Source organism: Pantoea sp. 18059, from assembly GCF_902706165.1.
GTDB classification, from domain to species: Bacteria; Pseudomonadota; Gammaproteobacteria; order Enterobacterales; family Enterobacteriaceae; genus Pantoea; species Pantoea agglomerans.
In genome coordinates, this window is the sequence record NZ_CACSJS010000001.1 from 759,426 (window position 1) to 785,980 (window position 26,555).

Annotated in this window: 22 protein-coding genes; 7 read left to right on the forward strand and 15 right to left on the reverse strand. The window is 58.0% G+C overall.

Going from position 1 to position 26,555, the window contains the following annotated elements; translation table 11 throughout:
- Window positions 1-11 precede the first annotated feature (11 nt).
- The 3 genes from GVJ63_RS03590 to GVJ63_RS03600 all read right to left on the reverse strand — a co-directional run bounded on the left by GVJ63_RS03590 (window position 12) and on the right by GVJ63_RS03600 (window position 4,409).
- Window positions 12-1,073, reverse strand: a complete 1,062-nt coding sequence (locus tag GVJ63_RS03590) for an ABC transporter ATP-binding protein (protein WP_061901438.1) — start codon at window positions 1,071-1,073, stop codon at window positions 12-14.
- Complete coding sequence (locus GVJ63_RS03595) at window positions 1,070-3,295, reverse strand: iron ABC transporter permease (protein WP_159226432.1); 2,226 nt, start codon at window positions 3,293-3,295, stop codon at window positions 1,070-1,072. Before GVJ63_RS03595 ends, GVJ63_RS03590 begins: the two co-directional genes overlap by 4 nt.
- 88 nt (window positions 3,296-3,383) lie before the next feature.
- On the reverse strand, window positions 3,384-4,409 hold the full coding sequence (locus GVJ63_RS03600; RefSeq protein WP_022625639.1) for an ABC transporter substrate-binding protein: 1,026 nt from the start codon (window positions 4,407-4,409) through the stop codon (window positions 3,384-3,386).
- Between the two features lie 221 nt (window positions 4,410-4,630).
- Between GVJ63_RS03600 and GVJ63_RS03605 the strand changes: the two genes are divergently transcribed.
- The 3 genes from GVJ63_RS03605 to GVJ63_RS03615 all read left to right on the forward strand — a co-directional run bounded on the left by GVJ63_RS03605 (window position 4,631) and on the right by GVJ63_RS03615 (window position 8,740).
- On the forward strand, window positions 4,631-5,665 hold the full coding sequence (locus tag GVJ63_RS03605; RefSeq protein WP_159226433.1) for a LacI family DNA-binding transcriptional regulator: 1,035 nt from the start codon (window positions 4,631-4,633) through the stop codon (window positions 5,663-5,665).
- Window positions 5,666-5,929: 264 nt separating this feature from the next.
- Window positions 5,930-6,823, forward strand: a complete 894-nt coding sequence (locus GVJ63_RS03610; RefSeq protein ID WP_010670164.1) for an SDR family oxidoreductase — start codon at window positions 5,930-5,932, stop codon at window positions 6,821-6,823.
- Window positions 6,824-6,916: 93 nt separating this feature from the next.
- Window positions 6,917-8,740: a glycoside hydrolase family 15 protein gene (locus GVJ63_RS03615; protein WP_033767271.1), complete on the forward strand. Its 1,824-nt coding sequence runs from the start codon at window positions 6,917-6,919 to the stop codon at window positions 8,738-8,740.
- Between the two features lie 40 nt (window positions 8,741-8,780).
- On the opposite strand, the gene GVJ63_RS03620 is transcribed toward GVJ63_RS03615, so the two are convergent.
- The 5 genes from GVJ63_RS03620 to GVJ63_RS03640 form a co-directional block, all read right to left on the reverse strand.
- A complete protein-coding gene (locus GVJ63_RS03620; protein ID WP_010244853.1) occupies window positions 8,781-9,251 on the reverse strand; it encodes an RES family NAD+ phosphorylase in 471 nt (156 codons plus the stop codon).
- Window positions 9,251-9,703 (reverse strand): antitoxin Xre/MbcA/ParS toxin-binding domain-containing protein, encoded by a 453-nt coding sequence (locus GVJ63_RS03625; protein ID WP_010244850.1) that lies wholly within the window; start codon window positions 9,701-9,703, stop codon window positions 9,251-9,253. The genes GVJ63_RS03620 and GVJ63_RS03625 overlap by 1 nt, the downstream gene beginning before the upstream one ends.
- A gap of 89 nt (window positions 9,704-9,792) precedes the next feature.
- Window positions 9,793-10,947, reverse strand: coding sequence for a class C beta-lactamase (ampC, locus tag GVJ63_RS03630; protein ID WP_159226434.1), 1,155 nt, complete (start codon window positions 10,945-10,947; stop codon window positions 9,793-9,795).
- Window positions 10,948-10,978: 31 nt separating this feature from the next.
- Window positions 10,979-11,224, reverse strand: a complete 246-nt coding sequence (locus GVJ63_RS03635; protein ID WP_010670167.1) for a hypothetical protein — start codon at window positions 11,222-11,224, stop codon at window positions 10,979-10,981.
- A 67-nt stretch (window positions 11,225-11,291) separates the two neighbouring features.
- The gene (locus tag GVJ63_RS03640; RefSeq protein WP_159226435.1) at window positions 11,292-12,473 is read right to left on the reverse strand and encodes a glycosyltransferase family 4 protein; all 1,182 of its coding nucleotides are present in this window, start codon (window positions 12,471-12,473) and stop codon (window positions 11,292-11,294) included.
- A gap of 619 nt (window positions 12,474-13,092) precedes the next feature.
- Between GVJ63_RS03640 and hpxO the strand changes: the two genes are divergently transcribed.
- The gene (gene hpxO / locus GVJ63_RS03645; RefSeq protein ID WP_033779156.1) at window positions 13,093-14,250 is read left to right on the forward strand and encodes an FAD-dependent urate hydroxylase HpxO; all 1,158 of its coding nucleotides are present in this window, start codon (window positions 13,093-13,095) and stop codon (window positions 14,248-14,250) included.
- Between the two features lie 51 nt (window positions 14,251-14,301).
- Here hpxO and dcp read toward each other — a convergent pair whose 3' ends face one another.
- The 5 genes from dcp to guaD all read right to left on the reverse strand — a co-directional run bounded on the left by dcp (window position 14,302) and on the right by guaD (window position 22,295).
- Complete coding sequence (gene dcp, locus GVJ63_RS03650) at window positions 14,302-16,347, reverse strand: peptidyl-dipeptidase Dcp (RefSeq protein ID WP_158131688.1); 2,046 nt, start codon at window positions 16,345-16,347, stop codon at window positions 14,302-14,304.
- 61 nt (window positions 16,348-16,408) lie between these two features.
- Window positions 16,409-17,185 (reverse strand): xanthine dehydrogenase accessory protein XdhC, encoded by a 777-nt coding sequence (gene xdhC / locus GVJ63_RS03655; RefSeq protein ID WP_159226436.1) that lies wholly within the window; start codon window positions 17,183-17,185, stop codon window positions 16,409-16,411.
- Window positions 17,172-19,538: a xanthine dehydrogenase molybdopterin binding subunit gene (xdhB, locus tag GVJ63_RS03660; RefSeq protein ID WP_159226437.1), complete on the reverse strand. Its 2,367-nt coding sequence runs from the start codon at window positions 19,536-19,538 to the stop codon at window positions 17,172-17,174. Before xdhB ends, xdhC begins: the two co-directional genes overlap by 14 nt.
- Complete coding sequence (gene xdhA / locus GVJ63_RS03665; protein WP_159226438.1) at window positions 19,528-20,970, reverse strand: xanthine dehydrogenase small subunit; 1,443 nt, start codon at window positions 20,968-20,970, stop codon at window positions 19,528-19,530. Before xdhA ends, xdhB begins: the two co-directional genes overlap by 11 nt.
- Window positions 20,967-22,295, reverse strand: a complete 1,329-nt coding sequence (gene guaD, locus GVJ63_RS03670) for a guanine deaminase (protein ID WP_159226439.1) — start codon at window positions 22,293-22,295, stop codon at window positions 20,967-20,969. Before guaD ends, xdhA begins: the two co-directional genes overlap by 4 nt.
- Window positions 22,296-22,696: 401 nt before the next feature.
- Here guaD and ydfG point away from each other — a divergent pair, with 401 nt between their 5' ends.
- The gene (gene ydfG, locus GVJ63_RS03675; RefSeq protein ID WP_033757999.1) at window positions 22,697-23,443 is read left to right on the forward strand and encodes a bifunctional NADP-dependent 3-hydroxy acid dehydrogenase/3-hydroxypropionate dehydrogenase YdfG; all 747 of its coding nucleotides are present in this window, start codon (window positions 22,697-22,699) and stop codon (window positions 23,441-23,443) included.
- 31 nt (window positions 23,444-23,474) lie between these two features.
- Here ydfG and GVJ63_RS03680 read toward each other — a convergent pair whose 3' ends face one another.
- Complete coding sequence (locus tag GVJ63_RS03680; RefSeq protein ID WP_159226613.1) at window positions 23,475-23,801, reverse strand: YnfA family protein; 327 nt, start codon at window positions 23,799-23,801, stop codon at window positions 23,475-23,477.
- A 280-nt stretch (window positions 23,802-24,081) separates the two neighbouring features.
- Here GVJ63_RS03680 and GVJ63_RS03685 point away from each other — a divergent pair, with 280 nt between their 5' ends.
- Together GVJ63_RS03685 and GVJ63_RS03690 are read left to right on the forward strand one after the other, a co-directional pair.
- A complete protein-coding gene (locus GVJ63_RS03685) occupies window positions 24,082-24,405 on the forward strand; it encodes a DUF1283 family protein (RefSeq protein ID WP_010244816.1) in 324 nt (107 codons plus the stop codon).
- Window positions 24,406-24,449: 44 nt separating this feature from the next.
- A complete protein-coding gene (locus GVJ63_RS03690) occupies window positions 24,450-24,746 on the forward strand; it encodes a DUF1161 domain-containing protein (RefSeq protein ID WP_010244813.1) in 297 nt (98 codons plus the stop codon).
- A gap of 39 nt (window positions 24,747-24,785) precedes the next feature.
- Here the strand turns inward: GVJ63_RS03690 and GVJ63_RS03695 are convergent, their stop codons facing one another.
- Complete coding sequence (locus GVJ63_RS03695; protein WP_159226440.1) at window positions 24,786-26,252, reverse strand: MDR family MFS transporter; 1,467 nt, start codon at window positions 26,250-26,252, stop codon at window positions 24,786-24,788.
- Window positions 26,253-26,555 lie beyond the last annotated feature (303 nt).

A 26,555-nucleotide genomic window follows, 5' to 3' on the forward strand; every position in this document is an offset into this window, starting at 1 on the left:
AGTTAGTCAGATTAACGGGCAATCAGGGCAAGGCCCTGCGGCTTGAAGTTGACGCCGACCATGGCGGCGAGCGGCAGACGCTGTTCCATCTGCGGATCGATAATGAACAGCGCGCCCAGTTCGGTGGCGACTTCATATTCGATATGGTCACCCAGCCAGGTGCTGTGAATGACCTCCCCCTGCAGCGCCCCCTGACCGTCGCCGGACAACGTAATAAACTGCGGTCGCACCGCCAGCTGAGCACTGCCGGTTTTTGCTCCGGCACCTCGCACCCGGAAGCGCTGATTACCCAGGCGGACCAGCGCGTCATCCGCATCCGCCTCTTCCACTTCACAGGGCAGAATATTCGCCTCCCCCATAAAGTCCGCGATAAAGACCGAATTGGGCGAATGGTAAAGCGTCTCCGGCGCACCCTGCTGGGCAATATCCCCCTCTTTCATGACAATAATCTTATCGGAGACCGCCAGCGCCTCCTCCTGGTCATGGGTCACATAAACCGCCGTAAACCCGAGCCGCTGCTGCAGATCGCGGATGTCGGTGCGCACCCGACGGCGCAGACGCTCATCAAGGTTCGATAGCGGCTCATCAAGCAGCAGCACCTGCGGTTCCAGCACCAGCGCGCGGGCGACCGCAATACGCTGCTGCTGTCCGCCAGAAAGCTCCGACGGCAACCGCTGCCCCTGACTCTCCAGACCCACCAGCTTCAGCCCCTCGCGCGCCCTGTCCTGCGCCTCGCGTTTGTTCATGCCCGAGGAAAGCAGCCCGTAGAGAATATTGTCGATGGCATTCATATGGGGAAACAGCGCGTAGGACTGAAACACCATCGCCACGTCGCGCTCGTTGGCGGGCAGATGGGTGACATCTTTGCCGCCAATCAGAATCCGCCCTGCGGTGGGATGCTCCAGCCCGGCCAGCAGTCGCAGCGTAGTGGTCTTGCCGCAGCCGGACGGCCCGAGCAGCGTCACCAGCGTACCCGGCTCTACGGTGAGCGACAGATCCGGCACGGCAGTAAAACCGGCAAAACGCTTTGCGACATGTTCAAACACCACCGATCCGGCGTTAATGGTCGTCATACGGCTCTCTCCTGAGTCAGAGTGGATGCAGAGGGTGCGGCAATAATCACCGCCGGTTGGATTGCACGACGCAGGCGACGTTCGCCCACCAGCAGCTGGAAAAGGCCAATGATCAGCAGCATCACCACTATCAATACCGAGGAGTAGGCAATCGCCACGCCATACTCACCGTTCTCCACCAGCCCGACAATGTACGAGGTCGCCATGTTGTACTGGGCGCTGACCAGGAAAATCACCGCGCTGATAGAGGTAATGGCCCGCACAAAGGCGTACACCAGCGCGGCGCTGATGGCCGGTTTCAGCAGCGGCAGCACCACTTTGCGCAGGGTACGGAAACTGTTTGCGCCCAGCGTCAGTGAAGCTTCATCCAGGCTTTTATCCAGCTGGCTCATCGCCGCAATACCGCCACGCACGCCGACCGGCATATTACGGAAGACAAAGCAGGCGATCAGGATCATCGCGGTACCGGTGATCTCCAGCGGCGGCAGGTTATACGCCATCACATAGCTCACACCAATCACCGTGCCGGGAATGGCAAAGCTCAGCATCAGCATGAACTCAAAGGTCTGACGACCGGCAAACTTCTGTCGCACAATCAGCCAGGCGGTCAGCAGTCCGACAATGGCCGTGAGGGGCGCGGCGATCAGGGCGATCTCCAGCGTGGTCCAGAAAGAGCTCCAGGCAACGCCGCTCCAGACCAGTTGCCCCTGATTAACGCTGACGTTAAAGGCGCGAATGTAGTGATCCAGCGTCAGGTCGTTATTCAGCCCCCAGGACTGCACAAAGCCGCCAATCATGATCATGCCGTAGATCACCAGGGTGAACAGACCCCAGGGTATCACCATGCCATAGACGCTGTAGCGCACCGGACGCGGCAGCATCACATGACGGCCGCCATCGCCTTTGCCGGTGACAGTGGCGAAGCTTTTGCCGGAGAGCCAGACGCGCTGCACCAGAAAAGCGGCCAGGGTGAAGCCCAGCAGGATCATCGCCAGCACCGCCGCGCGACTCGGGTCGTTCTGTGCGCCAACCACGGAGAAGAAGATCTCCGTCGACAGTACGCCGTGACTCCCGCCCAGCACCATCGGGTTACCGAAATCGGCCATGCTTTCGATAAAGCTGATTAAGAAGGCGTTGGCCAGCCCCGGCGCCATCAGCGGCAGCGAGATGCGGGAGAAAGTGCGCCAGCGGCTGGCACGCAGGGTCTGTGACGCCTCTTCCAGTGACGGACTGACGCCCTCGACCACCCCAATCAGCACCAGAAAGGCGATGGGGGTAAAGGAGAGCACCTGGGCAATCCAGATGCCGGTCATGCCATAGAGCCAGCGGCCCGGCTCGATGCCGAACAGCGTCGCCAGCGATTCGGTGACCACGCCGGAGCGGCCAAACAGCAGGATCAGCGCCAGACCGATGACAAACGGCGGCGTGATAATCGGCAGAATGGTCAGCATCCGCAGCGCTTTTTTACACGGCAGCGAGGTGCGCGTCGCCGCCAGTGCAAACGCCAGTCCCAGCAGCGTAGCGCCACTGGCCGTCATCAGCGCCAGTCCCAGCGTGCGCCAGGCGGTGCCGCAGGTGCCACCGGTAAAACAGCCGAGGCTCCAGATGGCGGGATCCTGCATATTGGCAATCAGTCCGTCAGGTTTAAAACTGCCATCAATATCCTGCACCGAGGCGACAAACAGGCTCAGCACCGGATAGAGCACAAAGGTCGTGACCAGCGCCACCAGCAGCACAATCGACGCCACCACAAAGGCATCGCCTTTCAGCACGCCGCGCTCCGCCAGGGCAAAGGCGAAAATCAGCAAAAATATGGTCAGCAGCAGCAGCGCGCCCGCGCCCATCGCCGGTTGCCCCTGCGCCAGCGGGCCGGTGAGGTTCTCCAGCCATAACCAGTTCCAGCCACTGAAACCGATGGCATGCCCTTCCAGCACCAGAAACAGAATGCCGCAGGTGCTGAACAGCAGCAGCAGCGTGCTGCGGGTGCGGCCCGGGGGCAGAAAGGCGCTGCCAGCACAGAGCAGCCACAGCGCCACGGCGATGCCCAGCCAGCTGTGTAACGCGAGCTGCCCCAGCGCAGGCGCATTGTTCTCATCACCCCATAAGCTGAACAGCCAGTCACCCGAGAAGAAGCCCTGCTCCAGGCTATACCAGGGCAGCAGCGTCAGTGCGATGGCGCCCGCCAGCAGCGCGCCGGTTAAGCGACGATTGTGCGCATTCATAAATCACCTCGATCAGGAAGCGGACATCAGGCTTACGCCACCGCGGTCTGGCACAGACCCGGCTCAGGTGGCCGGGGGCGCACCACCGTTATTGTGCGCTGGCACCAATCTCTTTATCCCAGCGGCCCAGCAGCGCTTTGCGTTTTGCTGAGTCACCATAGGTTTTAAAGTCATAATCGATCAGCCTGATGTTCTCGAAGCGCGGTGCATATTCAGAGATCTCCGCCTTGCGGTTAGAGGGCAGCTGGAACGATTTCGCCTCTTTCATATGCGACTGTGCTTCAGCGCTGAGCGCCCAGTCATACCAGGCTTTGGCATTGGCCAGGTTTCGTGCCCCTTTGATGATCGACATCGAACCAATCTCATAGCCAGTGCCTTCACAGGGCGCGACGGGCTTAATCGGGAAGCCATCCACTTCCATTGCGACGGCATCATGCATAAAGACAATGCCGATGGTGGTTTCACCGCGCGCGGCGGCTTTGACCGGAGCAGAGCCGGACTTGGTATATTGCGAGATGTTGGCGTTGAGCTTCTTCAGGTAGTCAAAGGCTTTGTCTTCGCCCATGATCTGCACCAGCGTCGCCAGGGTGTTATAGGCCGTGCCGGAAGAGTTGGGATTGGCGATCTGAATCTCGCCTTTAAAGCCAGGGTCGAGTAAATCCGCCCAGCAGGCGGGCACTTTCTGCTTTTTCTCCGCCAGCAGTCTGGTGTTATAGCCCCAGCCCAGCGCACCGGCATAAACGCCCACGGTGCGATAACCGGAGATCTCCGCCACTTTTTGTGACCAGGGCTGTTGCTGATCGAGCAGTGGCGATTTATAGGCCTGGGTCAGCCCCTCTTCGGCGGCCTGCATATGCGGATCGCCGGTACCGGCCCACCAGATATCGGTACGGGGATTGCGTGCCTCGCTGCGGATACGGGCATAGGCTTCACCGGCAGAGAGCCGCACCATGCTGAGTTTAATATCGGGATGGGAGTGGCTGAACAGCGTGGTCATCTGTTCGCACACCACCACATCGGCTGAGCAGATCATATTAAGATTGCCCGCCGCCGAGGCAGCAAACGGCACTATAGGGCAGACGATTACAGCAGCGAGCAGAGAGGAATAACGCATGGTGTTCTCCTGGGCTGGATGACGCAGGCGCGCCAGCTTTTGCACATGTGTGCAAACATATGTGCAGATTAGTACGGCGGCCCTGCTGCAGTGTCAATTTAGTTGTTAAGCAATTGTCAGTCGCTGTCACAAATTTGAAACCTTTCGCCCATCTGTATTTTTTGCACAGCCTTGCAACTTCAGGCAAACTCAGTGCAGACAATGTCAGGCGAGGAGAGAACATGCAGCAGCTAAAGGCGGTGGTGAGTGCGCAGGATGTGGCTGACCGGGCGGGCGTCTCCCGCTCAGCAGTCTCCCGCACCTTTACACCGGGGGCCAGCGTGTCAGATGCTACCCGTCAGCGGGTGATGAAAGCGGCGGAGGAACTGGGCTATCACGTCAATCATCTGGCGCGCGGCCTGGTGCGCAACCGCAGCGGCATCGTCTGCTTAATTGCCTCCGAGGTGGACACGCCCTACCGTGCCAGCCTGGTGCGCTGGATCACCCAGTATCTGCAGGAAGCGGGAAAAGTGGCGATGCTGATTAACACTGACCGATCCGATGCGCGCGTTTCCGCCGCGCTGCAGCAGGCGATTAATTTTCGCGCCGACGCTTCGATTATTCTCTCCGGCATGCCGGACAGCGGCATCACCCGGCTCTGCTACAAACATGGTCAGCATCTGGTGCTGATTAACCGCGACGAGTCCCTGCCCGGCACGCTCAGTATCAATCTCGACTCCCGCCCCGCCGCAGAAATGGCGGTTAACGCGTTTGTGCGGGCGGGATGCAGCCGCATCGCCTTTGTCAATTCACTGGCGGGAACGCCGAGTCTGCTGAAGCGCGAAGCGGATTTTCTGGCCGCCGCGCAGAAAGTGGGCGTCACGGTCCAGGTGGAGCGGTTCGGCACCACCTCTTACGAAAGCGGCCAGATTCTGGCGCAGCGTCTGCTGACGCGTAAAGTTCGCCCTGATGCGGTTTACTGTGCCACCGACCTGCTCGCCTGCGGCTTTATGGATGAGGCGCGTCACCGCTTTGCGCTGCGTATTCCGGACGATCTCTGCATCATCGGACACGATAATATCGCGCAATCGGGCTGGGCCTCTTACAACCTCACGACCTTTGCACAGCCGGTGGAGCAATTCGCCCGCGATGCCATTGCCTGGCTGGTGGAGACGGAAGCGCAACCGGAGACGCTGATGCCAAAAAATGAACAGCAGCAGGAGCGGAGAATATATCCGGTAGATGTGGTCTGGCGCGGTTCGGTACGCGGCGGTTAACCGCCCTTTTTTATTTTCTTCCGCTATGTAATTACGCCCTGAAATAATTCACAACCGATCTTACGCTTCGCTTTAAATATCCCGCCCCTGCACTGAAAAATAATCGGACGCTACTGCACAGTGTTCCGATTTTCTGTCTACGCTTTATCTGCATTATTAAGTTCTTCTGGTTTTAACTGCTCAATGAATCAGCAGTCAGATGTGACAAATATCACATTTGTGCCAGGCTTAATGTCTCAGATAACTCTGTTCAAGGAGCATACAATGGCTACACCAACTAACAAGACGCTCGATCTGGATCAATTTCCTAAACCTCCTTTTGAGGACCAGCCACAACAGGCGCCAGGCCTGGCCAGCAAAATGATCCCGGTTCCCGACCACGGTGAAACCAGCTATCGCGGCACGGGCCGACTGACCGGCCGCAAGGCGCTGATCACCGGCGGTGACTCCGGTATTGGCCGCGCGGTGGCTATCGCTTATGCCCGTGAAGGCGCAGATGTGGTGATTAACTACCTGCCGGAAGAACAACCCGACGCCGATGAAGTGATTAAATTAATCGAAGCGGAAGGCCGTAAAGTTTTTGCTATTCCGGGCGACATTCGTTCTGAAGAATTCTGTCAGCAGCTGGTCAAAGAGGCAGCCGATAAATTAGGTGGCCTGGATATTCTGGTTAATAACGCCGGTCGTCAGCAATTTAATGAGTCCATCCGGACCCTGAGTACGGAAGATTTTGACGCGACGTTTAAAACCAACGTTTATGCGATGTTCTGGATCACCAAAGCAGCGCTGGAATATCTGCCACGCGGTGCGTCCATTATTAATACTTCGTCCGTACAGGCGTTTAAACCCAGCGATATTCTGCTCGACTATGCACAGACCAAAGCGGCCATCGTCGCCTTTACCAAATCCCTGGCGAAGCAGCTGGGTGGTGACGGTATCCGGGTCAACGCCGTTGCACCAGGGCCGTACTGGACCGTGCTGCAGTCCAGCGGCGGCCAGCCAATGGAGAAAGTGAAGCAGTTTGGCGCCGACTCACCGATGGGCCGTCCGGGCCAGCCGGTTGAGATCGCCCCACTCTACGTTACCCTGGCCTCAACCGAGAGCAGTTACTCATCCGGGCAGGTCTGGTGTTCTGATGGCGGCACCGGTACGCTGTAATCTCACTCAGGTGGCCGCATAACGCGGCCATTTTTTTGTCCCGCTTTTGCCCCGCTTAAGAAACCTCGCCACCGTGATATAAGGAAGCAGATTATGGAAAACCCGATCTTTCATTCGCCGGTCAGAAAAGAGGGCTTTGCGGGCCTGGGTGATTATGCCGCCATTGGTGAAGGCCGTTCTGTTGCGCTGATTGCGCCGGACGGTTCCATTGACTGGTGGTGCGCGCCCAATCTCGACGCAAAGCCCCTGTTTGATCGCCTGCTTGATGCCGGACTCGGTGGTTACTTCCAGATTGTCCCGCGTGCGCCTTATCAGGTCTCACGCCGCTACCGCGATAACAGCAATGTGCTGGAGACCCGCTTCGAAACCCGTGACGGCACCGTGCTGCTGACCGAATCGATTAACAGCACGCTGGCGGGCCGTCTGCCCTGGTGCGAACTGGCTCGCCGCATAGAGGGTGTCAGCGGTGAAGTGGAATTAGCGATCACCCTGCGCTTCGGCACCGCCGCCGAAACCCGTTCACCGTGGGTGGCCGATAATGAGAAAGGCAAGGTGTTTCACATCGCGGAGATCATGGCGATGTTGCGCACCAGCGAAGATATTCAGATCACAGAGCTGGATGACGAGCAGGTCTGCGCTACGCTGCGTACCTATGCCGGTTCCCGCTCGCTCTGCGCGCTGCTGGTGACCGAGAAAGAGCCACTGGCGGTGCCGCCGCTGGAGGCTATCGATCAGCGGATTGAAACCAGCCACACCGGCTGGACCAGCTGGGTGGAGAGCCTGAGTTATGAGGGCCGCTACCCGACGCTGGTGAAGCGCTCAGCCCTGTCGCTGAAGTTTCTCTGGTACTCCCCGACCGGCGCACTGGCTGCTGCTGCCACCACCTCCCTGCCGGAGGGGATCGGCGGCGAGAAAAATTATGATTACCGCTACGCCTGGGTGCGCGACGCCTGCCTGATTATTAAAGCCTTCGTCTATCTCGGGGCGCTGGAAGATTGTAAGGCGGCCTTTTCCTGGCTGTCGCAGACTATCATGCGCCATGGCGTCAGGCTGCGCGCCTGCTATGCCCTGAATGGTGATGAGGTCCCCGCTGAGCGTTATCCGCCGCTGAGCGGCTATCAGAACTCTCAGCCCGTGCGGGTCGGCAATAATGCCCGTGACCAGCTGCAGCTCAGTATGTATGGCGACATGCTGGTCACCGCGCAGCATTTTATCGAGGCGGGACACGTGCTGGATATCACCACCTCGCGCATGCTGGGCGAGCTGGCGAACTGCTGCGCCGATCACTGGCGGCAGAAGGATTGCGGCATCTGGGAGCTGCCGGAGTTGCAACACTACACCCACTCCAAAATGGCCTGCTGGATGGCGCTGGATCGGGCGGTGGCGCTGGCAGAAAGCCAGCATATCGAACCGACCTGGCTGGGACGCTGGCAGCGGGAACGTGACCGTATCCGCGACTGGATTGAGTCGCACTGCTGGTCAGAGCAACAGCAGGCTTATCTCTTTTACGCCGGCAGTGACGATCGCCTCGACGCGTCGCTGGCGCTGGTTCACAGCTACGGCAACGCGGTCAATCCGCAGCGGATGCTCTCGACCTACCGTGCTATCCGGCAAAAACTGGGTGACGGCAGCGCCATGCTCTATCGCTACAGCGGGGTAAGAGAAGAAGAAAGTACCTTTCTCGCCTGCGCCTTCTGGCTGGTGGAAGCCTGGGCAGAGATGGGTGAGGCGGATGAGGCAGAACAGGCGATGCAGGAGATCCTGGCTACACTGAACGGCCACGGTAATGTCGATATCTTCAATGAGATGTATGACGTCCGCAGCCAGAGCTGGCGCGGCAATATGCCACAGGGGCTGAGTCATCTGGCGCTGATCTGCGCGGCGCAGGCGCTATCGGAATCGCAGGCGCCTGCGTGATGTGAGATGTTGCGGTGAGAAAAGTGGCGAATCCGGCGCCCTATTGCAGCCTGAAACGCGGGTCGAAGAAAAATGGCTCCACCACCACCTTACTGATGATGCCAGCCGCTGCCGGATGACGGGGATTGAACAGCGCGTTCCACTCACCGGTCAGCGTGCTCGGTACCTTCAGCACCAGGCCGTTATCCGGGCTGGCAAGCCAGTCGTCACCAATTTGCCGCGTGGACGATGGCGCAGGATCGGCCTGCCAGTCATCGGGGAGTGCCGCCAGCGAGAGCTCGGTAATCAGCGATTCAGGGACGCTAATCGACAGCATTGAGTAGTCGTGTGACAGATCCTGAATGGTGAGATGAACCAGCGCCTCAAGTACACAGAGCGCCCGGCTTGATCCCATATAGACACAGACCGTTCCCACGGAATTCCAGCGCCCCCCGTAAGTGCGGGCACCAAAACCATCAAAGGCGCTCATCGCATACTCACTCTTCACCAGGCGAAAGAAACGTACTGCCATCAGGTAATCACGCCATGCTCAAGCTGGCCAATCAGGTTAATCACCGCTTCTGCACCCGCCACCGTGGTGGTCATCTCCGCCGGTTTCTTACCGCCCAGCGCTTTGGCGGGCGTTTCCAGCCACTGCACCAGACGCTGCCTGTCGTCGCGGAACAGTTTGCTGGCGGCAGAGAGGACGCGGATCAGCATGTAGATCCGTCCGCTCTGATCGGGCGAAAAGGTCTGCTGCGGATCTTTGACTTTGCGGTTGTAGGTGGTGCGATCAATGCCCGCCAGACGGCACAGCCAGCCCTCGTCAAAGGTGGACAACGACGCCGTGCGTTTCAGCACGCCGCTGCTGAACCCTACCGCAATACGCTGGTGCGCATCAGGCAGTGTTTCCGGCAGATTCAGGGCATGCAGCAGCGAATTGTCGCGACGATGCTGAGCGGGTGTGTAGATGGCGATAGACATAGCAGCCTCCTGTTCATTTGATTTTTATTTTAGCGCAAATGAACAGGCGGTGCCAGCTTTACCCCGTCGCTGAGCAAGCGTGATGCCTGTTACTCAGGCTTCTCCTGCTGTAACGCCTGCAGAATCTGCCACGCCGCCTTTATACGCAGCGGATTAGGGTAATTCTTGTTGGCGAGTATCACGATGCCGCTGTTCCTCTCAGGAATAAAGGCGATATAGGCACCAAATCCATTGGTTGCACCGGTTTTATGCACCCAGCTGGCGCTCTGCGACGGCCCGACCGGATTGAGCAGCGTTGCCGGGCGGGGTTGCAGCGCAACACCATTATCGCTGTCACCCATCAGCGTGTCGGCAGTCACCGGCCAGTCGTAGATCTCCCAGCCCAGTCCCTGAAACAGGGTGCCGACTTTGAAGTAGCGCGCCTGCGCGGTGCGAATGGCATTACGCAGCACGGCATTCCCCGAAGAGAGGCGGTTAGGATCCACATTTGCCTGCATAAAGGTGAGCATGTCACGCGCGGTGGATTTAACGCCGTAGGCTTCTGCATCCAGCATGCCGGGTGAGACCCGTACCGGCTGGCCATTTTTATAGCCCCAGGCGTAGTCCAGCATCATCGAGGGCGGCACGGTGATATAGGTACGCGTCAGACGCAGTGGCTGAAACACATTTCGCGCCATCGCCTGCTCATAATCCCCTTTCACCATCAGCGAACCAAACAGACCGATGCTGGCGTTAGAGTACTGCCGGAGCGTGCCGGGCGCTGCCTCTGGCTGCCATTCCTGATAGAAACGCAGCAGCGAAGCCTGATCGGTGACGTCATCCGGCAACTGTAAAGGCAGGCCGCCCGCGGTATAGGTCGCCAGATGCAGCATCCGCACCGGACGCCACTGCTCACCGGTCAGCTGCGGCCAGTACTTCTGCACCGGATCGTTAAGGCGTATTTCGCCGTTGCGGATCATGACGCCAGCCAGGGTGCCGGTAAAGGTTTTGCTCACTGAACCCAGCTCAAACAGCGTGTTTTCCGTGACCCGGCGGCGTGATTCGAGATCGGCCACGCCGAAGTTCACAAACTGCGCCCGGCCTTTGTAAAGCACCGCCACCGACATGCCGGGGATCTCCTGCTGCTCCATCAGCGGTTCGATCGCGGCTTTAACCAGAGAAGTAACCTGCTGTGAAGAGAGATCGGCGGCGACACAGCTGGCAGAAAGAGAGAATAACGCGACATAAAACAAAGACTTTTTCATTGGCAACTAAGGGATTCTTCACTGAATTAAATTATTTACACTGGTCGGCACAGGCCTGCACGCACATCTGAGCCTGAGAACTGCAGCCACCGTTTTCCCGGGTGTTGCAGTGCGATTGTTCTGTGTAGCAGTTGGTCTGACAGGCGGAGACATCGCAGCGGGCAGCGACGGGCGTCAGCTGTGCCAGGGGCGCGCGGGCCGGAAAAAGCGGTGCGGGCTGAGCGAAGGCGCTGCTGCCCAGTAATCCGGACAGCAGCAGGCTGATGATCATTTTCATAAGAGTTCTCCAGAGGGACGCTGCACTAAGTATGGCCAGTCTGGCGCGCCCCGTCAGAGAAATCTAATCAAATTGAGACCACAGGGGGATGTTGAGTGACATTAATCACGCCACGGCTGTAGATATCGTTGAGCCGGGCAATATAACGCTGGGTGTCATGCTGATCTTTGATGCGCAGAATCGCCGCCTCACCTTTCTCCTGCAGCATCTCGGGACGGTCGATAATAGCGAGCAGTATCGATTTCAGCCCCTCCACCAGCGACTGACGCAACTGCGTTTTCTGCTCTGGCGAGGTAATACTGTATTCACGGTCAGCGTTCAGCGGACTCGCAATCACCCAGCCTGCACTGGCGGGATTAATCTCTGGCAATGCGCGCACGTTGCTGGTAATCACCGGGCAGCCGTTAGCCTGCATCTCCAGCACTGAGAAACCGTACGTCTCCTGCCAGGTTGGTAGCAGTCCGGCATCGCTCTGGCGGAACAGCTGCATCAGGGCGCCGTTATCCATCTGTGAATGATGCGTGAAGCAGCGATAGCGTTTGATGCGGTTCTCAATGCCACTATAGAAGGTCTCATCATCCTGGAACTGGCGGTGCGCCACATTACGACGCTTGGCGAGATCGCCAATCAGCTGCACATCCAGCTGGGACTCTTCCAGTTTGCGCTCTTCAATCAGCTCACTGATCGCCAGCACGACTTCAGCCCCGCCTTTGCGGTAGAACTCGTTACCGGCAAAGGTCAGTTTCAGAATACCGGTCTGACGCGGCGTTTTCTGCTGGACAAACAGCTTCTGCGGCGGATGCAGCACCAGGGTTTTACGGCGGATTTGCTGGGCAATATCCGGCCTGAACAGTTTCATCTGAATGTTCAGGGTGGCATCTGAGATGGCAATCAACCCCAGGCAGTTATCTTTTAAAAGATAAGGAATGAGGCGTTTCAGCTCGGGGTTGTCCTGCTTGGCGACGCCCGCCACCGGCAGCACACGCGGCAGCTCCGTTTCAAACGACGCGACCCACTTCTGAGGGGTTATCGCCACTTCATTGAACAGATGCAGGATGTCAGCCCGCGATGCCCCTGAAAAAGGCACAGGCTGAAAGACAAAGGTTTTATTTTTTTTGAGCAATCGGGTTCGTAACGGATTAATAAAGTAGAACAGATTGCTCTTTTTCAGATTGATATATTCGTTATCCGGATTAACTAAGATATTACGCTGCTCCGGATACTGGTTATTCGTGATTCCAATTTTCATGTTCGCCTTCCAGAGTCCTTGTGTCCGGAGTGATCTATATCACGTGATCGTGACTGGCGGGTCTGAGCAATATCCTAAAAGCCCGTAATGACGCGGCCTGAACGCTTTTGCTAATGATTGCGCACGGTGCTAAAACAGACACAGTTGTGTCTGGTTATGAATTTGCATTTTTTATTAACAGGTGTGTTTAACTGTGTCAGGCTAACCCCTTATTGAATATAACGATTATTTCCCGGGAAATATTCGCGCCAGTTGTTATGTAAATGTTTAATTAATTGTCAGGAATATTAGCGAAGCGGATGAGGATTTTAGTTAATAACTTTTAAAGTAATAAGAATGACCATGCTGAAAAGTGCCCGGCGCGTTCCACTGGCTGATGATTGACACAGACACAGACGGGCGATAATGAAACAAATGATGCAGTACGGTTATAGCCGCACCCTTTTTGCACGCCTGTTTGCCACAATTCAGTGCAACTGCTTAAGAGGCAAGCGGGTGCCATGCGCCTCCTATAATTAATTAAGCCTATGATTTACATCATTATTTAAATGAGGCGCCCTACAACCCCCTCTCTGGTACAAAAGTTGCAGGAACTGACGTATGCAGACAGGAGAGCATTATGAAAGCAATCGTGATTGGTGGCGGTATAGGCGGCATGAGTAGTGCCATTGCGCTGGAGAAATCCGGAATTGACGTTGAGGTCTTTGAAGCCGTAAAGGAGATGAAGCCCGTCGGCGCGGCGATTTCCATCTGGCCCAACGGTGTTAAATGCCTGAATGCGCTGGGCATGAAAACCGCGCTGCGTGAGCTGGGCGGGAACATGGCCTATATGGCCTATCACGATGGCACCACCGGCGCGCCCCTGACCCGCTTCAGTATGGCACCGCTGGTGCAACAGGTTGGCGAATATCCCTGTCCGGTGGCGCGGGCAGAACTGCAGGCGATGCTGATTGATACCTTCGGGCGTGAACGGGTGCAGTTTGGTAAGCGGGTGATCCAGGTCGAGCAGACCGGCAGTGGCGTGATTGCCACCTTTTCCGACAACACTCAGGCCACCGGCGATTTCCTGATTGCCGCCGATGGCACCCATTCGGTGATCCGCGAGTATGTGCTGGAGCAGAAGCTGGAACGACGTTACGCCGGTTACGTTAACTGGAATGGCCTGGTCACTATAGATGAGAGGATTGCGCCCGCCGATCAGTGGACCACCTTTGTCGGTGACGGCAAGCGGGTGTCGCTGATGCCGGTCAGCGGCAATCGATTCTACTTCTTCTTTGATGTGCCGCTGCCGAAAGGGCTGCCGCAGGATCGCAGCACGGTGAAAGCGGACTTAACCGGCTATTTTAAGGGCTGGGCGGAGCCGGTACAGCAGCTGATCGCGGCAATCAATCCTGACACCACCAATCGGGTTGAGATCCACGACATCGAACCTTTCAGCCGCTTTGTTAAAGGACGTGTGGCCCTGCTGGGCGATGCTGCCCACAGCACCACGCCCGATATCGGCCAGGGCGGCTGCGCGGCGATGGAGGATGCCGTGGTACTGGCCTCAACGCTGGCTTCTCATTCACTGGGTATTGAAGATGCACTGCTGCGCTATCAGGCGCGACGGGTTGAACGGGTAAAAGATCTGGTACTGAAAGCGCGCAAACGCTGTGACGTCACGCATGCGCGCGATCCGGCAATCACGGCAGAATGGTATGACTCTCTGAAAAGCGAAACCGGTGAACGGGTGCTGGCCGGAATGTGCGAAACCATTGAAGGTGGCCCACTGGGTTAACACTAATAAAACCGGGCTGTCAGCGCGACCAGCGCGTGACAGCCCGTTCTGCTATGACTCCGCCAGACCACGATTTTTCAGCATGGGCTCCAGCTGCGGAGGCCCGCCCCGCCAGCTTTCATACAGTGTTTTGAGATCGCTGCTGTTCCCCCGGGACAGAATTTTCTGTCGGAAGAGGTCGCCGTTCTCACGCGTCAGTCCGCCCTGTTCCGCAAACCACTGATAGCCATCGTCGGCGAGCATCTGCGTCCAGATATAGGCGTAATAACCTGCTGCATAGCCACCGCCCCAGATGTGCTGGAAATAGCTGGAACGATAGCGCGGCGGCACCGCCGTTAGCGCCAGATTATCGCTCTGTAACGCCTGCTGCTCGAATCCCTCCACGCTTTGCGGGGCGGAATCACGGTTAAGGCTGTGCCAGTGCAGATCCAGCAGCGCGGCAGCCAGCAGCTCGCTCATCTCGTAGCCTTTGTTGAACGTGGCGGCCCGGACGATCTTTTCATGCAGCTCAGCGGGCATCAGCGCCTGAGTCTGATAGTGGCGAGCGTAGTTGCGGAACACCGCTGGCTCGCTGGCCCAGTGCTCGTTGATCTGCGAAGGAAACTCGACGAAATCGCGCGGGGTTTCCGTTCCCGACAGGCTCGGATAGCGCTGGCTGGCAAACAGACCGTGCAGCGTGTGACCGAACTCGTGAAACATCGTGATAACGTCGTCCCAGCTCAGCAGCGCCGGTTCACCGGCTGGCGGTTTGGTGTAGTTACAGACGTTGTAGATCACCGGTTTGCTGTCGAGCAGCGTAGACTGGTTGACGAAGTTGCTCATCCAGGCGCCGCCGCCTTTGCTGTCGCGCTTAAAGAAGTCGGTGTAAAACAGCGCCAGCGGGGTCTCATCGGCGTCAAAAATCTCATAGACCTGGACGTCGGGATGGTAAACCGGCAGATCCTGTCGCGGCGTGAAACGGATGCCATAGAGCTGCGTCGCCGCCCAGAACACGCCATTCTGCAACACCGAATTCAGTTCAAAGTAGGGCTTAATCTGGCTCTCATCCAGATCGTAACGGGCACGCCGCACCTGTTCGGCATAAAAACGCCAGTCCCAGGCCTGCAGGGTAAAATCGCCCTGCTGCTGATCGATAGTCTGCTGGATAGCCGCCGCTTCACGCTCCGCACGACCGCGCGCGGCAGGCACGATGTTATGCATAAACGCCAGCGCCGCCTTAGGCGTTTTGGCCATCTGATCCTGTAGCTTCCACTCGGCATAGCTGGCAAATCCCAGCAGCCGCGCCTGCTCGGCCCTGACCTGCGCCAGACGTAATACCAGCTCGCGGGTGTCGTTCTCATCGCCTTTTTCAGTGCGCGTCACGCCCGCCTTAAACAGCGCTTCACGGGTTGCGCGATCGGCCAGGCTCTGTAGTGCGGGTTGCTGGGTGGTGTTTTGCAGCACCAGCAGCCAGTGCTTTTCCAGTCCGCGTGCCTGCGCTTCCGCCTGCGCCACCGCCAGATCGGCCGGTGAGAGTCCCGCCAGCTTCTGCAGATCATCGACGACCAGCCCGCCCGCTTTAGTGGCGGCCAGCAATTTGTTGGTGAAGCGGGTACCGAGGCGGGCCGCTTCCTGATTCAGTGTCTTGAGCTGCTGTTTCTGCGCTTCCGGCAGATTAGCCCCCGCCAGTTGAAAGCGCTGCCAGATCACCTCGACCAGCCGTTTTGATTCGGCATCCAGTTTAGCGCGCTGCAGATAGACCGCATCGAGCCGCGAAAACAGCGGGCGATTAAGCATGATGTCATCGTTGAGCGCGGTGAGCTGAGGCGCAATCTCCTCATCCACCTGCTGCAGATACGGGCTGGTATGCGCCGAGGTCATGGCACTGAACACCAGATTCACCCGGTTGAGCAGTTGTCCGCTCCTCTCCAGCGCCTCATAAGTGTTGAAAAAGCTGGGCGCGTCGCTGTTCAGTGCGATCGCCTCGATCTCCTGACGCTTCTCCTCAATGCCCGCCTGCAGCGCGGGCAGAAAATCCTGCTCCTCAATCTGGTCAAAAGGAGGAGTCTGGTAAGGCAGTGTGCTGACGCTAAAGAAGGGATTCTGACGGGCGTTCATGGTTCGCTCCTGGTGGGCATCGCAAAGTCTTATCCTGACAGGTTGCCGCGCAGGCGACAACTCAGGCGACGTGCTGCTGATAAACGCTGATGATTTCACCGGCAATCGCCACCGCAATCTCGGCGGGCAGCTTGCCTTTGACGTCCGGCAGGCCAATCGGACAGCGCAGGCGCGCCAGCGCTTCGCTCGCGACGCCCTTGCCCGCCAGCCTGTAGCGGAAACGCTGGTTTTTCGTTTCAGAACCGATCACCCCGGCATAGCGGAAATCGCCGCGCTTCAGCACCGCCTCGCACAGTTCAAAGTCGAGGGGATGATGATGGGTCATGATGATGAAGTAGCTGCCTGCGGGTGCCTGTGCTACGCAGTCGAGCGGATCGTCCGGCTGCAGCGTCACCACGCCAGCGGGAACGTGGCTGAACTGCGCCGGACGGCTATCGATCCAGTTTATGTGACAGGGTAACGTTGACAGCAGATTGACCAGGGCCTGTCCCACATGGCCTGCGCCAAAAAGGTAGATCTCTGGCTGCGCCTGCAGCAGCGGCTCAAACAGCAGCGTGGTTTTGCCGCCACAGCACTGGCCAAGCCGAGCGCCCAGGCTGAAATCCTCGGTGTGTGGCGCAGTCGCCCCGCTCTGCAACAACGCCCTGGCCTGGGCGATGCACTCAAACTCCAGATGACCGCCACCGATGGTGAGATAACTCTCCTGCTGCGTCACCACCATTTTGCTGCCACTGTCGCGCGGCACCGAACCGTGCTCACTGAGCACGGTGATTAATACGCAGCTCTGACGTTTTTCACGCAGCTGATGCAGCACGCCAATCCAGTCATGATAAATCATCAACCCCTCCCGTCAGGCGTTGCACGCCCCAGAAGATGCGCTCCGGCGTGGCGGGCGCATCCAGCAGTGGGTGCTGCCGGTAATCGGAGACGCTGGCGACCGCATCCTGCAGGGCACACCAGGCGGCGATGCCCAGCATAAACGGCGGTTCACCTACGGCCTTGGAGTGGAACACCGTGTCTTTAGGGTTTTTACGGTTCTCCACCAGCGTGACCCGCAGGTCCGCCGGAACGTCGCTGATGGCGGGAATTTTGTAGCTCGCCGGTCCATCGGTCAGCAGCTGGCCTTTATCACTCCACACCAGCTCTTCGCAGGTAAGCCAGCCGACGCCCTGAATAAAGCCACCTTCAACCTGGCCGATGTCGATGGCCGGATTCAGCGACGCCCCGACGTCATGCAGAATGTCGGCGCGCAGCAGGCGGGATTCGCCGGTTAAGGTATCAATCACCACTTCACAGCAGGCTGCACCGTAAGCGTAGTAATAGAACGGCGTCCCGCGACCCGCGACCCGGTCGTAATGAATCCCCGGCACGCGGTAGTAGCCGGTGGCGGAGAGCGGCACCTGATTCAGCCACGCCAGCTTCGCCACCTCGGCGAAGGTGTAATGTTTATCTCCGGCGCGCACTACCCCGTTGCGGAAGCTCACCGCCGCCGCGTCGCACTGGTGTAGCTCGCAGAGCATGGCGGTCATGCGGTCGCGCAGGATCTCTGCACCATTCTGCGCCGCTTTGCCATTGAGGTCAGCCCCGCTGGAGGCCGCGGTTGGCGAGGTGTTGGGCACTTTGCCGGTGTCGGTGGCGGTGATCTGAATTTTATCGATCTCAATCTGCAGCACTTCGGCGACAATCTGAATCACCTTGGTGTTCAGGCCCTGGCCCATCTCGGTGCCGCCGTGGTTAAGCTGCACCGTGCCGTCGGTGTAGATCAGAATCAGCGCCCCCGCCTGATTGAGAAAGCTGGAGGTAAAGGAGATGCCGAATTTTACCGGCGTCAGCGCCAGACCGCGTTTCAGCAGCGGACTGCGGGCATTAAACGCCTTAATCTCCGCGCGGCGAGCCTGATAGTCGCTGCTCTGCTCCAGCTGTTCGGTAATCTCATCCAGCAGATTATCCTCTACCTGCTGGTGGTAATGGGTGATGTTGCGATCCTGCTTGCCATAGTAGTTACGCTTGCGCAGCGCCAGCGGATCCAGCCCGCGCTCACGGGCGATATGATCCATGATCTGTTCAATCGCCACCATGCCCTGTGGCCCGCCAAAACCCCGATAGGCGGTGTTCGAGGCGGTGTTCGTGCGGCAGCGATAGCCGGTTACCCGTGCATCCCCGAGGTAATAGGCGTTATCGGCGTGGAACATGGCGCGATCGACAATCGATCCGCTAAGATCCAGCGAATAACCGCAGTTTCCGGCCAGATCGATTTTGATGCCGCACAGACGCCCATCCTCTTCAACGCCCGCTTCGTAGCGCACAAAGAACGGATGGCGTTTGCCGGTGACGCGCATATCGTCGCGACGTGAAAGCCGCATCTTCGCCGCCCGGCCGGTCTGGCGCGCCACGATGGCACAGAGACAGGCGACACCGGCCGCCTGCGTCTCTTTACCACCAAAGCCTCCGCCCATCCGGCGCATATCTATCGTCACCTGATTCAGGCTGATGCCCATCACTTCCGCCACCAGTTTCTGCACTTCGGTGGGGTTCTGGGTTGAGGAGAAGACCTGCAACTGCTGATCTTCACCGGGGATGACCATTGCCGTCTGGGTTTCCAGATAGAAATGCTCCTGGCCGCCAATGTGAAACGCCCCGCTGACCCGATGCGGCGCACGCGCCAGGGCCGCTTCCACATCACCGCGCTGGTGAATGTGAGGTTCCTGCACAAAGCTGCCCTGTGCCAGCGCCTGTTCCACATCCAGCAGCGGTTCCAGCACCTCATATTCAATTACCGCAGCGGCCGCGCCAAGACGGGCAGCTTCGGGGGATTCCGCCGCCACCGCGATCACGATCTGTCCCAGATACTCTACTTTGTCATGGGCCAGCAGCGGGTCGCCCGGCTCCAGCGGCCCGACATCATTGATGCCCGGCACATCCTGCCAGGTCAGGACGCTGACGACGCCGGGAACGGCATAACAGGGCTGAACATCAATATGCAGGATGCGCGCATGAGCATACTCACTCAGGCGCGGACAGAGATGCAGCAGACCCGGCAGCTCCGGCTTATCGTCGATAAAACGCGCCTCCCCGGAGACATGTTTTTCCGCGCTCTCATGGCGGTTACTGCGACCGACGCCGCTCTGTAAATCAGCGGCATACTGCGCCTTAATGACCTCTTCGTTGAGTTCAGGACGGTTATGAGACATAGCGGGCCACCTCGATACAGGTTATTTCGCCGTTGTGGCGATGCCAGTAGCGGCGCAGCAGGTTGCGTGCGACCTGCAGACGATAGTCACTGCTGGCGCGGAAATCGGAGAGCGGCTGGAAATCCTCTGCCAGCGCCGCGGCTGCGCGTGACACTGTCACGGCATTCAGCGTCTGACCGATGAATGCCTGTTCACAGTGACGGGCACGCTGCGGTGTTGCCGCCATGCCGCCAAAGGCGATGCGGGCACTGCTGACTACGCCCTGTTCAATCTGCAGATTAAAAGCGGCGAACACGGCGGAGATATCATCGTCCAGCCGTTTGGACACTTTCCAGGCCACAAGATCAGGTGACACCGTCACTTTATCGATGCGAATGGCGTGAATAAACTCCCCTTTTTCGAGCCGGGTCTGGCGATAGCCGGTAAAGAACTGATCCAGCGGCAGGCTGCGCTGCTGCTCACCGCGCTGTAACAACAGGCTGGCGTTCAGGGCCAGCAGCACCGGCGAGGCGTCGCCAATGGGGGAAGCGTTGCCGATGTTGCCGCCTAATGTGCCCTGCAGACGGATTTGCAGCGAGGCAAAGCGTTGCAGCATCTCGCTGACGCCGGGAATGCGGCTGGCAAGAAATTCGCTGACCTGCTGCAGCGAAGCTCCTGCGCCCAGCAGGTAGTGGTCATCAAATTCGCTGCAGACTTTGAGCGCGGCAACCTGCTCCAGCGCAATCAGCAACGGTATTCTTTTATGCTGCTGGGTAATCTGCAGGCTGAGATCGGTGCCACCGGCAATCAGCCTCGCCTCGGGATGTGCCAGATAGATCGCCGCCAGCTGAGCCGGGGTTTTGGGCAGGAAGCAACGGCGGCCCTCACCCCCTAATTCCTGCATCTCCGGGGTTGCCAGCGCCTCAAGCCGCTGCACGGTTGCGGCGGCACCTTGATCGAACTGGTCTGTCACCGGCTGCGAGCAGAGCTGTTCGGCGGCGGCCATAATCGGCCGGTAACCGGTACAGCGGCAGAGGTTGCCCGCCAGCGCAGTTTCCGCCTGATGGCGATCCCAGCCCGAAGCGGTTTTTTGCAGGCTGAACAGCGACATCACAAAGCCTGGCGTGCAGAATCCGCATTGCGAACCGTGGCAGTCGACCATCGCCTGCTGCGCCGGATGCAGTGCGCGGCCGTGACGCAGATCCTCAACCGTAATCAGCTGCTTGCCCTGTAACGCGGAGACCAGCGTCAGGCAGCTGTTGACCGTTTCATACTGCATTGTTCCCCCTACGGCTTTGCCCAGAGTCACACTGCAGGCGCCACAGTCGCCAGATGCACAGCCCTCTTTGGTGCCAGGGCGTTGCTGACGGGTGCGCAGGTAGTTGAGCACCGTGAGGTTGGGGTCGAGCGCGTCCTCGCTGACCAGCTGGTTATTTAACAGAAACTGGATCATGCGGCTTGCTCCTGTGCGTCGCGCTGCCAGACCGGACGACCGGCTACCCAGGTCTGGGCAATATTGCGGTCGTCGCCGAGCGTCATTAATACAAACAGTTTTTCCCAGATATCTTTGCTGTTGCCGATGCGCAGTTGCTGCAGGGCAGAAACCGCCGGGTCAAGCACCACAAAATCCGCTTCTTTACCGATGTTGAAATTTCCGATGACGTGGTCGAGATCCAGCGCGCGCGCCCCGCCCAGCGTGGCGTGATAAAAGGCTTCGGCCGCGCTGAGCCGGTAGTGCTGCAGCTGGCCCACCTTGTAGGCTTCGCCCAGGGTCTGCAGCATATTAAAGGTGGTGCCCGCCCCAACATCGGTGCCGATCCCCACTTTTACCCCCTGCTGCCAGCTGCGTTTCAGGTTAAACAGGCCGCTGCCGAGAAACAGGTTTGAGGTGGGACAGAAAGCAATGGATGAATCGGTATCGTGCAGACACTGCCATTCGTTCTCTTCCAGATGCAGACAGTGAGCAAAGACGCTGCGGCGGCCGGTCAGCTGGTGATGATGATAAACATCCAGATAGCCTTCACGCTCCGGGAACAGTTCTTTGACCCAGGCGACCTCCTGCGGGTTTTCGCTGAGATGGGTATGCAGCCAGGTATCCGGGAACTCCTGACGCAGCTGCTGCACTTTTTCCAGCAGCTGTGGGGATGAGGTCGGCGCAAAGCGCGGCGTCAGGGCGTAGCTCAGGCGTCCGCGCTGGTGCCAGCGCTCAATCAGCGCCCGGGTCTGCTGGTAGCTCTGTTCAGGGGTTTCGATCAGGTTGTCGGGCGCATTGCGATCCATCATCACCTTCCCGGCAATCAGCCGCATGTTCAGCGCTTCGGCGGCGCTGAACAGCGCCTCCACCGATTGCGGATGGACGGTGCCAAACACCAGCGCGCTGGTGGTGCCGTTGGAAAGCAGCTGATGCAGGAAGAAGGCGGACATCCGCGCAGCATGATCGGGACAGTGATACTGCGCTTCAACCGGGAAGGTGTAGTGATTCAGCCACTCCAGCAGCTGCTCGCCAAATGCGCCAATCATCTCTGTCTGCGGATAGTGAATGTGGGTATCGACAAAACCCGGCACGATCAGTCTACCGCGCAGGTCGATGACCGGATGCCCCGTCAGCATCGCCTCGCTATTCTCCCAGCTATCCAGCCCCACTACGCATCCATCACGCAGCAGCAGCACCGCATCCTCAAGATAGCGGGCCTGGCCGGCCAGGTCGTCGGGACAATCCACCACGCCGGTAAAGTCAAAGAAGCTGGCGCGTATCGCCGTGTCGGTTGCTGAAAGCATGGGTAGTCCTTTCTGAAAGCGCGATGTTATATCTGCAGATGATTATCTGAATAATCTTGTGCAACCTGCGTGCCAGAATTGAAATTGAATAAATTCTTTAAATATCAGTTAAATAAGCTAAAAAAGGGAAGTTGCGCAACAAATAAGGACTGAGATGGCGTAGCAACCGTTTGCGGAACGGATGCAAACGGTTGCTACGCAATATTGCGCGCCCTGAACATTTTGAGTATGGCCGGTTACCCGCAAACCTGCCCTTTAACGGTGCAATCTGCCCTGAAAAGGCGCAGCTGGCTACCCGTTAAAATCCGTTTACAGGTCAGGCAGTTTTTCCACGCGCAGAAGCGGAAATGAAATGCTATGGTGAAGCCATCGACTCTGAAAATGGCATAAGGAACAGTGAGATGATTATTTTTGTCACCGGTGCGACCGCCGGTTTTGGTCAAAGCATCACCCGTCGCTTTATTGAGAATGGTCATAAAGTGATTGCCACTGGACGACGGGCTGAACGTTTAAAAGCGCTGAAGGAAGAACTGGGCGAGAATATTTATACGGTACAGCTCGATGTGCGTAACCGTGCCGCCATTGAAGAGGCGGTGGCGCAGTTACCGGCGGAATGGCGCAATATCGACGTGCTGGTCAACAACGCCGGTCTGGCGCTGGGCGTCGAACCGGCGCACAAGGCCAACGTCGAAGACTGGGAAAACATGATCGACACCAACACCAAAGGCCTGGTCTATATGACCCGCGCCCTGCTGCCACAGATGGTGGAGCGTGATGTCGGTCATATCATTAATATCGGATCGATTGCCGGCAGCTGGCCCTATGCCGGCGGCAACGTCTACGGCGCCACCAAAGCCTTTGTGCGCCAGTTCAGCCTGAATCTGCGAACCGATTTACACGGCACCGCGCTGCGCGTGACCGACATTGAACCGGGTCTGGTCGGCGGCACAGAGTTTTCCAACGTGCGCTTTAAGGGCGATGATGACAAGGCGGGTCAGGTCTACGAAGGGGCTACCGCCTTAACGCCGGAAGATGTGACAGAAGCCGTATACTGGGTGGCCACACTGCCTAAACATGTCAACATCAATAGCCTTGAGATGATGCCGGTCAGCCAGACGCTGGCGGGGCTGAAAGTGCATAAACCTTAACTCCCTGCAGCGCCAGCCCTCACGGCTGGCGTTACCCGCGTCCCCAGCCTATCACGATAATCAGCATGCCGCTGAATGCGATCAGTGCCCCGCTCCAGTCCCACACACTTAACTTCACGCCATCCACCACCCGCAACCAGAGCAGCGCGGTAAGCACATAGACGCCACCGTAGGCGGCATAAACCCGTCCGCTGGCAGCGGGATGCAGCGTCAGCAGCCAGACAAACAGCGCCAGACTTGCTGCCGCAGGGAGTAGCAACCAGACTGAGCCGCCTTTTTTCAGCCATAACCACGGCAGAAAGCAGCCGGTAATCTCCGCCAGCGCGGTAATAAAAAACAGCACGGCGGTTTTAATCAGCATCCTTACCTCTCCTTAACGTAAACAAACGACTCACTGCTGGTGAGCAAAGAAACGGCGATGATATACTAAGAACCAGGCCCATCAGGCTGTTTTATTTGTCCGTCTGAACCTGGGCAGTGCTCATCCTCCTCACGTACACCCTGTACGCGCCGGTTGTCATGCGCTGTCTGTGTCCAGACTGTCTGCCTCAATGACCCCTGATGAGCCAGGCTCTAAGCATGCCCGCTGCAACCGCTGTCGTGGATGGCGATGTTTGCGTTAACTAAAGGATAGTGTGATGAAAAAAATGATCCCTGCCGTGCTGATGGTTCTCCTCTCCACTGCGGCATTCACTGCCACTGCGAATACTAATCGTCTGATTATCGAAGATGGCAGTTCCGCGCTGAGCAATGAAGCGGCGCGCCAGGATAAAGAGCAATGGAATGACACGCGCATGCTGCGCAACAAAGTGAACACCCGCGTCGAAAAAGAGTTTGATAAAACCGATCGTGCGTTTGATACCCGCGACAAGTGCGAGCAGAGCCTCAATCTCAACGCCTACTGGGAGCCCAACACCCTGCGTTGTCTGGATCGCCGTTCCGGTCGCCCGGTAGCGCCGTAAATTTGAGCTATAGTAATGACGACGACTAACATAAGGAAGACGTGATGAAGCTACAGAGGGTTTTGTTAAGCGCGGCGTTATTTGCTCTGCCGCTGATGGCGCAGGCATCCTGTGAATCGGTAAAAACCGAAATCAGCCAGAAAATTATTCAGAACGGTGTGCCTGAGTCGGGTTTTAGTCTCGACATCGTCGCCAACGATCAGGTTGATCAGGCGGGTGGTCAGGTCGTCGGACATTGTGAGAACGACACACAAAAAATTGTTTATAAGCGCTCAGGCAGTGACAACGAAGCCAGCGTACCTGCCAGTGCCGGCAGTTCGCAGGACTCACCTGCCCAGTAGTTCTGTTCAAATCAGGGCGACATCCTGTCGCCCTGCCTGTTAGTCCGCCTGTTCCGGCCGCTGACGCGGCATCATCCATGCCACACCCACCGCAAACAGCGCAATCACCAGTGCCACCACGAACACCCAGTGCAGTGAGACGGCAATCGACCCTACCATCTGCTGCAGGATTTCCGGCTGTAACTGCTGACGACTGGGTTCGGACATAATCTTCTGCACCGGATCCTCGACCTGCGGCAAACGCCACTGCAGATTGAGATTCAGCACCGCGCCCATGATCGCCGTCCCTACCGCCGACCCGATCATCCGGCTGAACATAATTGAAGCGGTACAGATGCCGCGAATCTGGTAATCCGCCTGATTTTGCACTGATACCAGGAACGTGGTGCTGGTCATCCCCATGCCGGTACCGATCAGAAACGCCGTAAAGCCCGCCTGATAGAGTGAGCTTGCGGGCTGTAAAAACAGCAGCAAGGCACTGCCGGTCACCAGCAACAGCGCTCCAAGCTGGGCAGTGAAGCGGTAGGAGGTGCGCAGCATCAGTCTGCCGCTGAGGGTGCTGGCCAGCGGCCAGCCAATCGACATCATCGCCAGCACACTGCCCGCCTGTAACGGTGAACCGCCGCTGATCCCCTGAATCCAGGTGGGCAGAAAAGCGCTGATGCCCATCATGGCCGCCCCGATGATGAGGTTGCCCGCATTGCCCGCCACGATAAGCCGGCTGCGCCAGATTATCAGCGGAAACAGCGGTGCCGCTGAATGCAGCTCGTGGCGTCTGAGCTGCCAGCCAGCGAACAGTGAGAAGAGCAGAAACGGCACCAGCCAGACGCCCAGCTGTTCCGCCTGCAACAGCGCAATCAGCAAGGCCGTCACGCAGAGCATCAGCCAGCCGCTGCCCGCCAGGTTCAGCGGCTGCGATTTCTCCTCCTTCTGGTGCGACGGTAGCCAGCGCCACAGCATCAGCATGCTGATAAGGCCGATGGGCAGATTGACCCAGAAAATCACCGACCAGCTAAAGTGCTGTACCAGCCACGCGCCGGTCAGCGGTCCCACTATCGCCGCTACACCCCAGACACTGGAGAGCCAGCCCTGCACGCTGGCGCGTTCGCGCGGCGAATAGATATCCGCCACGATGGTGGAGCTGAGCGGCATGATCGCCCCCGCCCCCAGGCCCTGAAACGCCCGGAACAGGATCAGCCAGGTCATGGTATGGGCAAAGCCACACAGCACCGACCCCACCAGGAAAATCGACGTGCCGACAAAAAACATCGTTTTGCGACCCACCATATCCGCCAGCCGCCCATAGAGCGGCACGCTGACCGCCTGGGTCAGCAGATAGATCGAGAAGACCCAGCCAAACTGCGAAAAACCGCCGAGGTCAGCAATGATGGTGGGCATCGCGGTGGCCACAATAGTGACTTCAATGGCCGCCATAAACATCGCCAGCATGCAGGCGATTAAGATCCAGTGGCGATGTCCGGTCCGGATTTGTGCGCTTTCAGTCATAGGGTTCCTTTTTTAATCTGCAAGGCTAGCTGAAAAACAGACAATGCAGTTTCCCGCGCGTGCGCATTTTCTGCGCCCTCTGTGACAGTGTCACCAGAAGTCGATGAAAATTTTTTATTGTCGCATTAGCCCAGCGGCTACGCGGCTTTAACACCATTTTAACCTGTTTCTATCTCTCTGATTTGTGGCTTAAAAGCTGGCTTGTGCAATAAAGGGCTGCTATAGCATTACACCATCTTATTCAGTATTCACTGAAAAAGAGTGGGTAAACAGTCATTTTATCTACATTTTATCGCAGTTTCG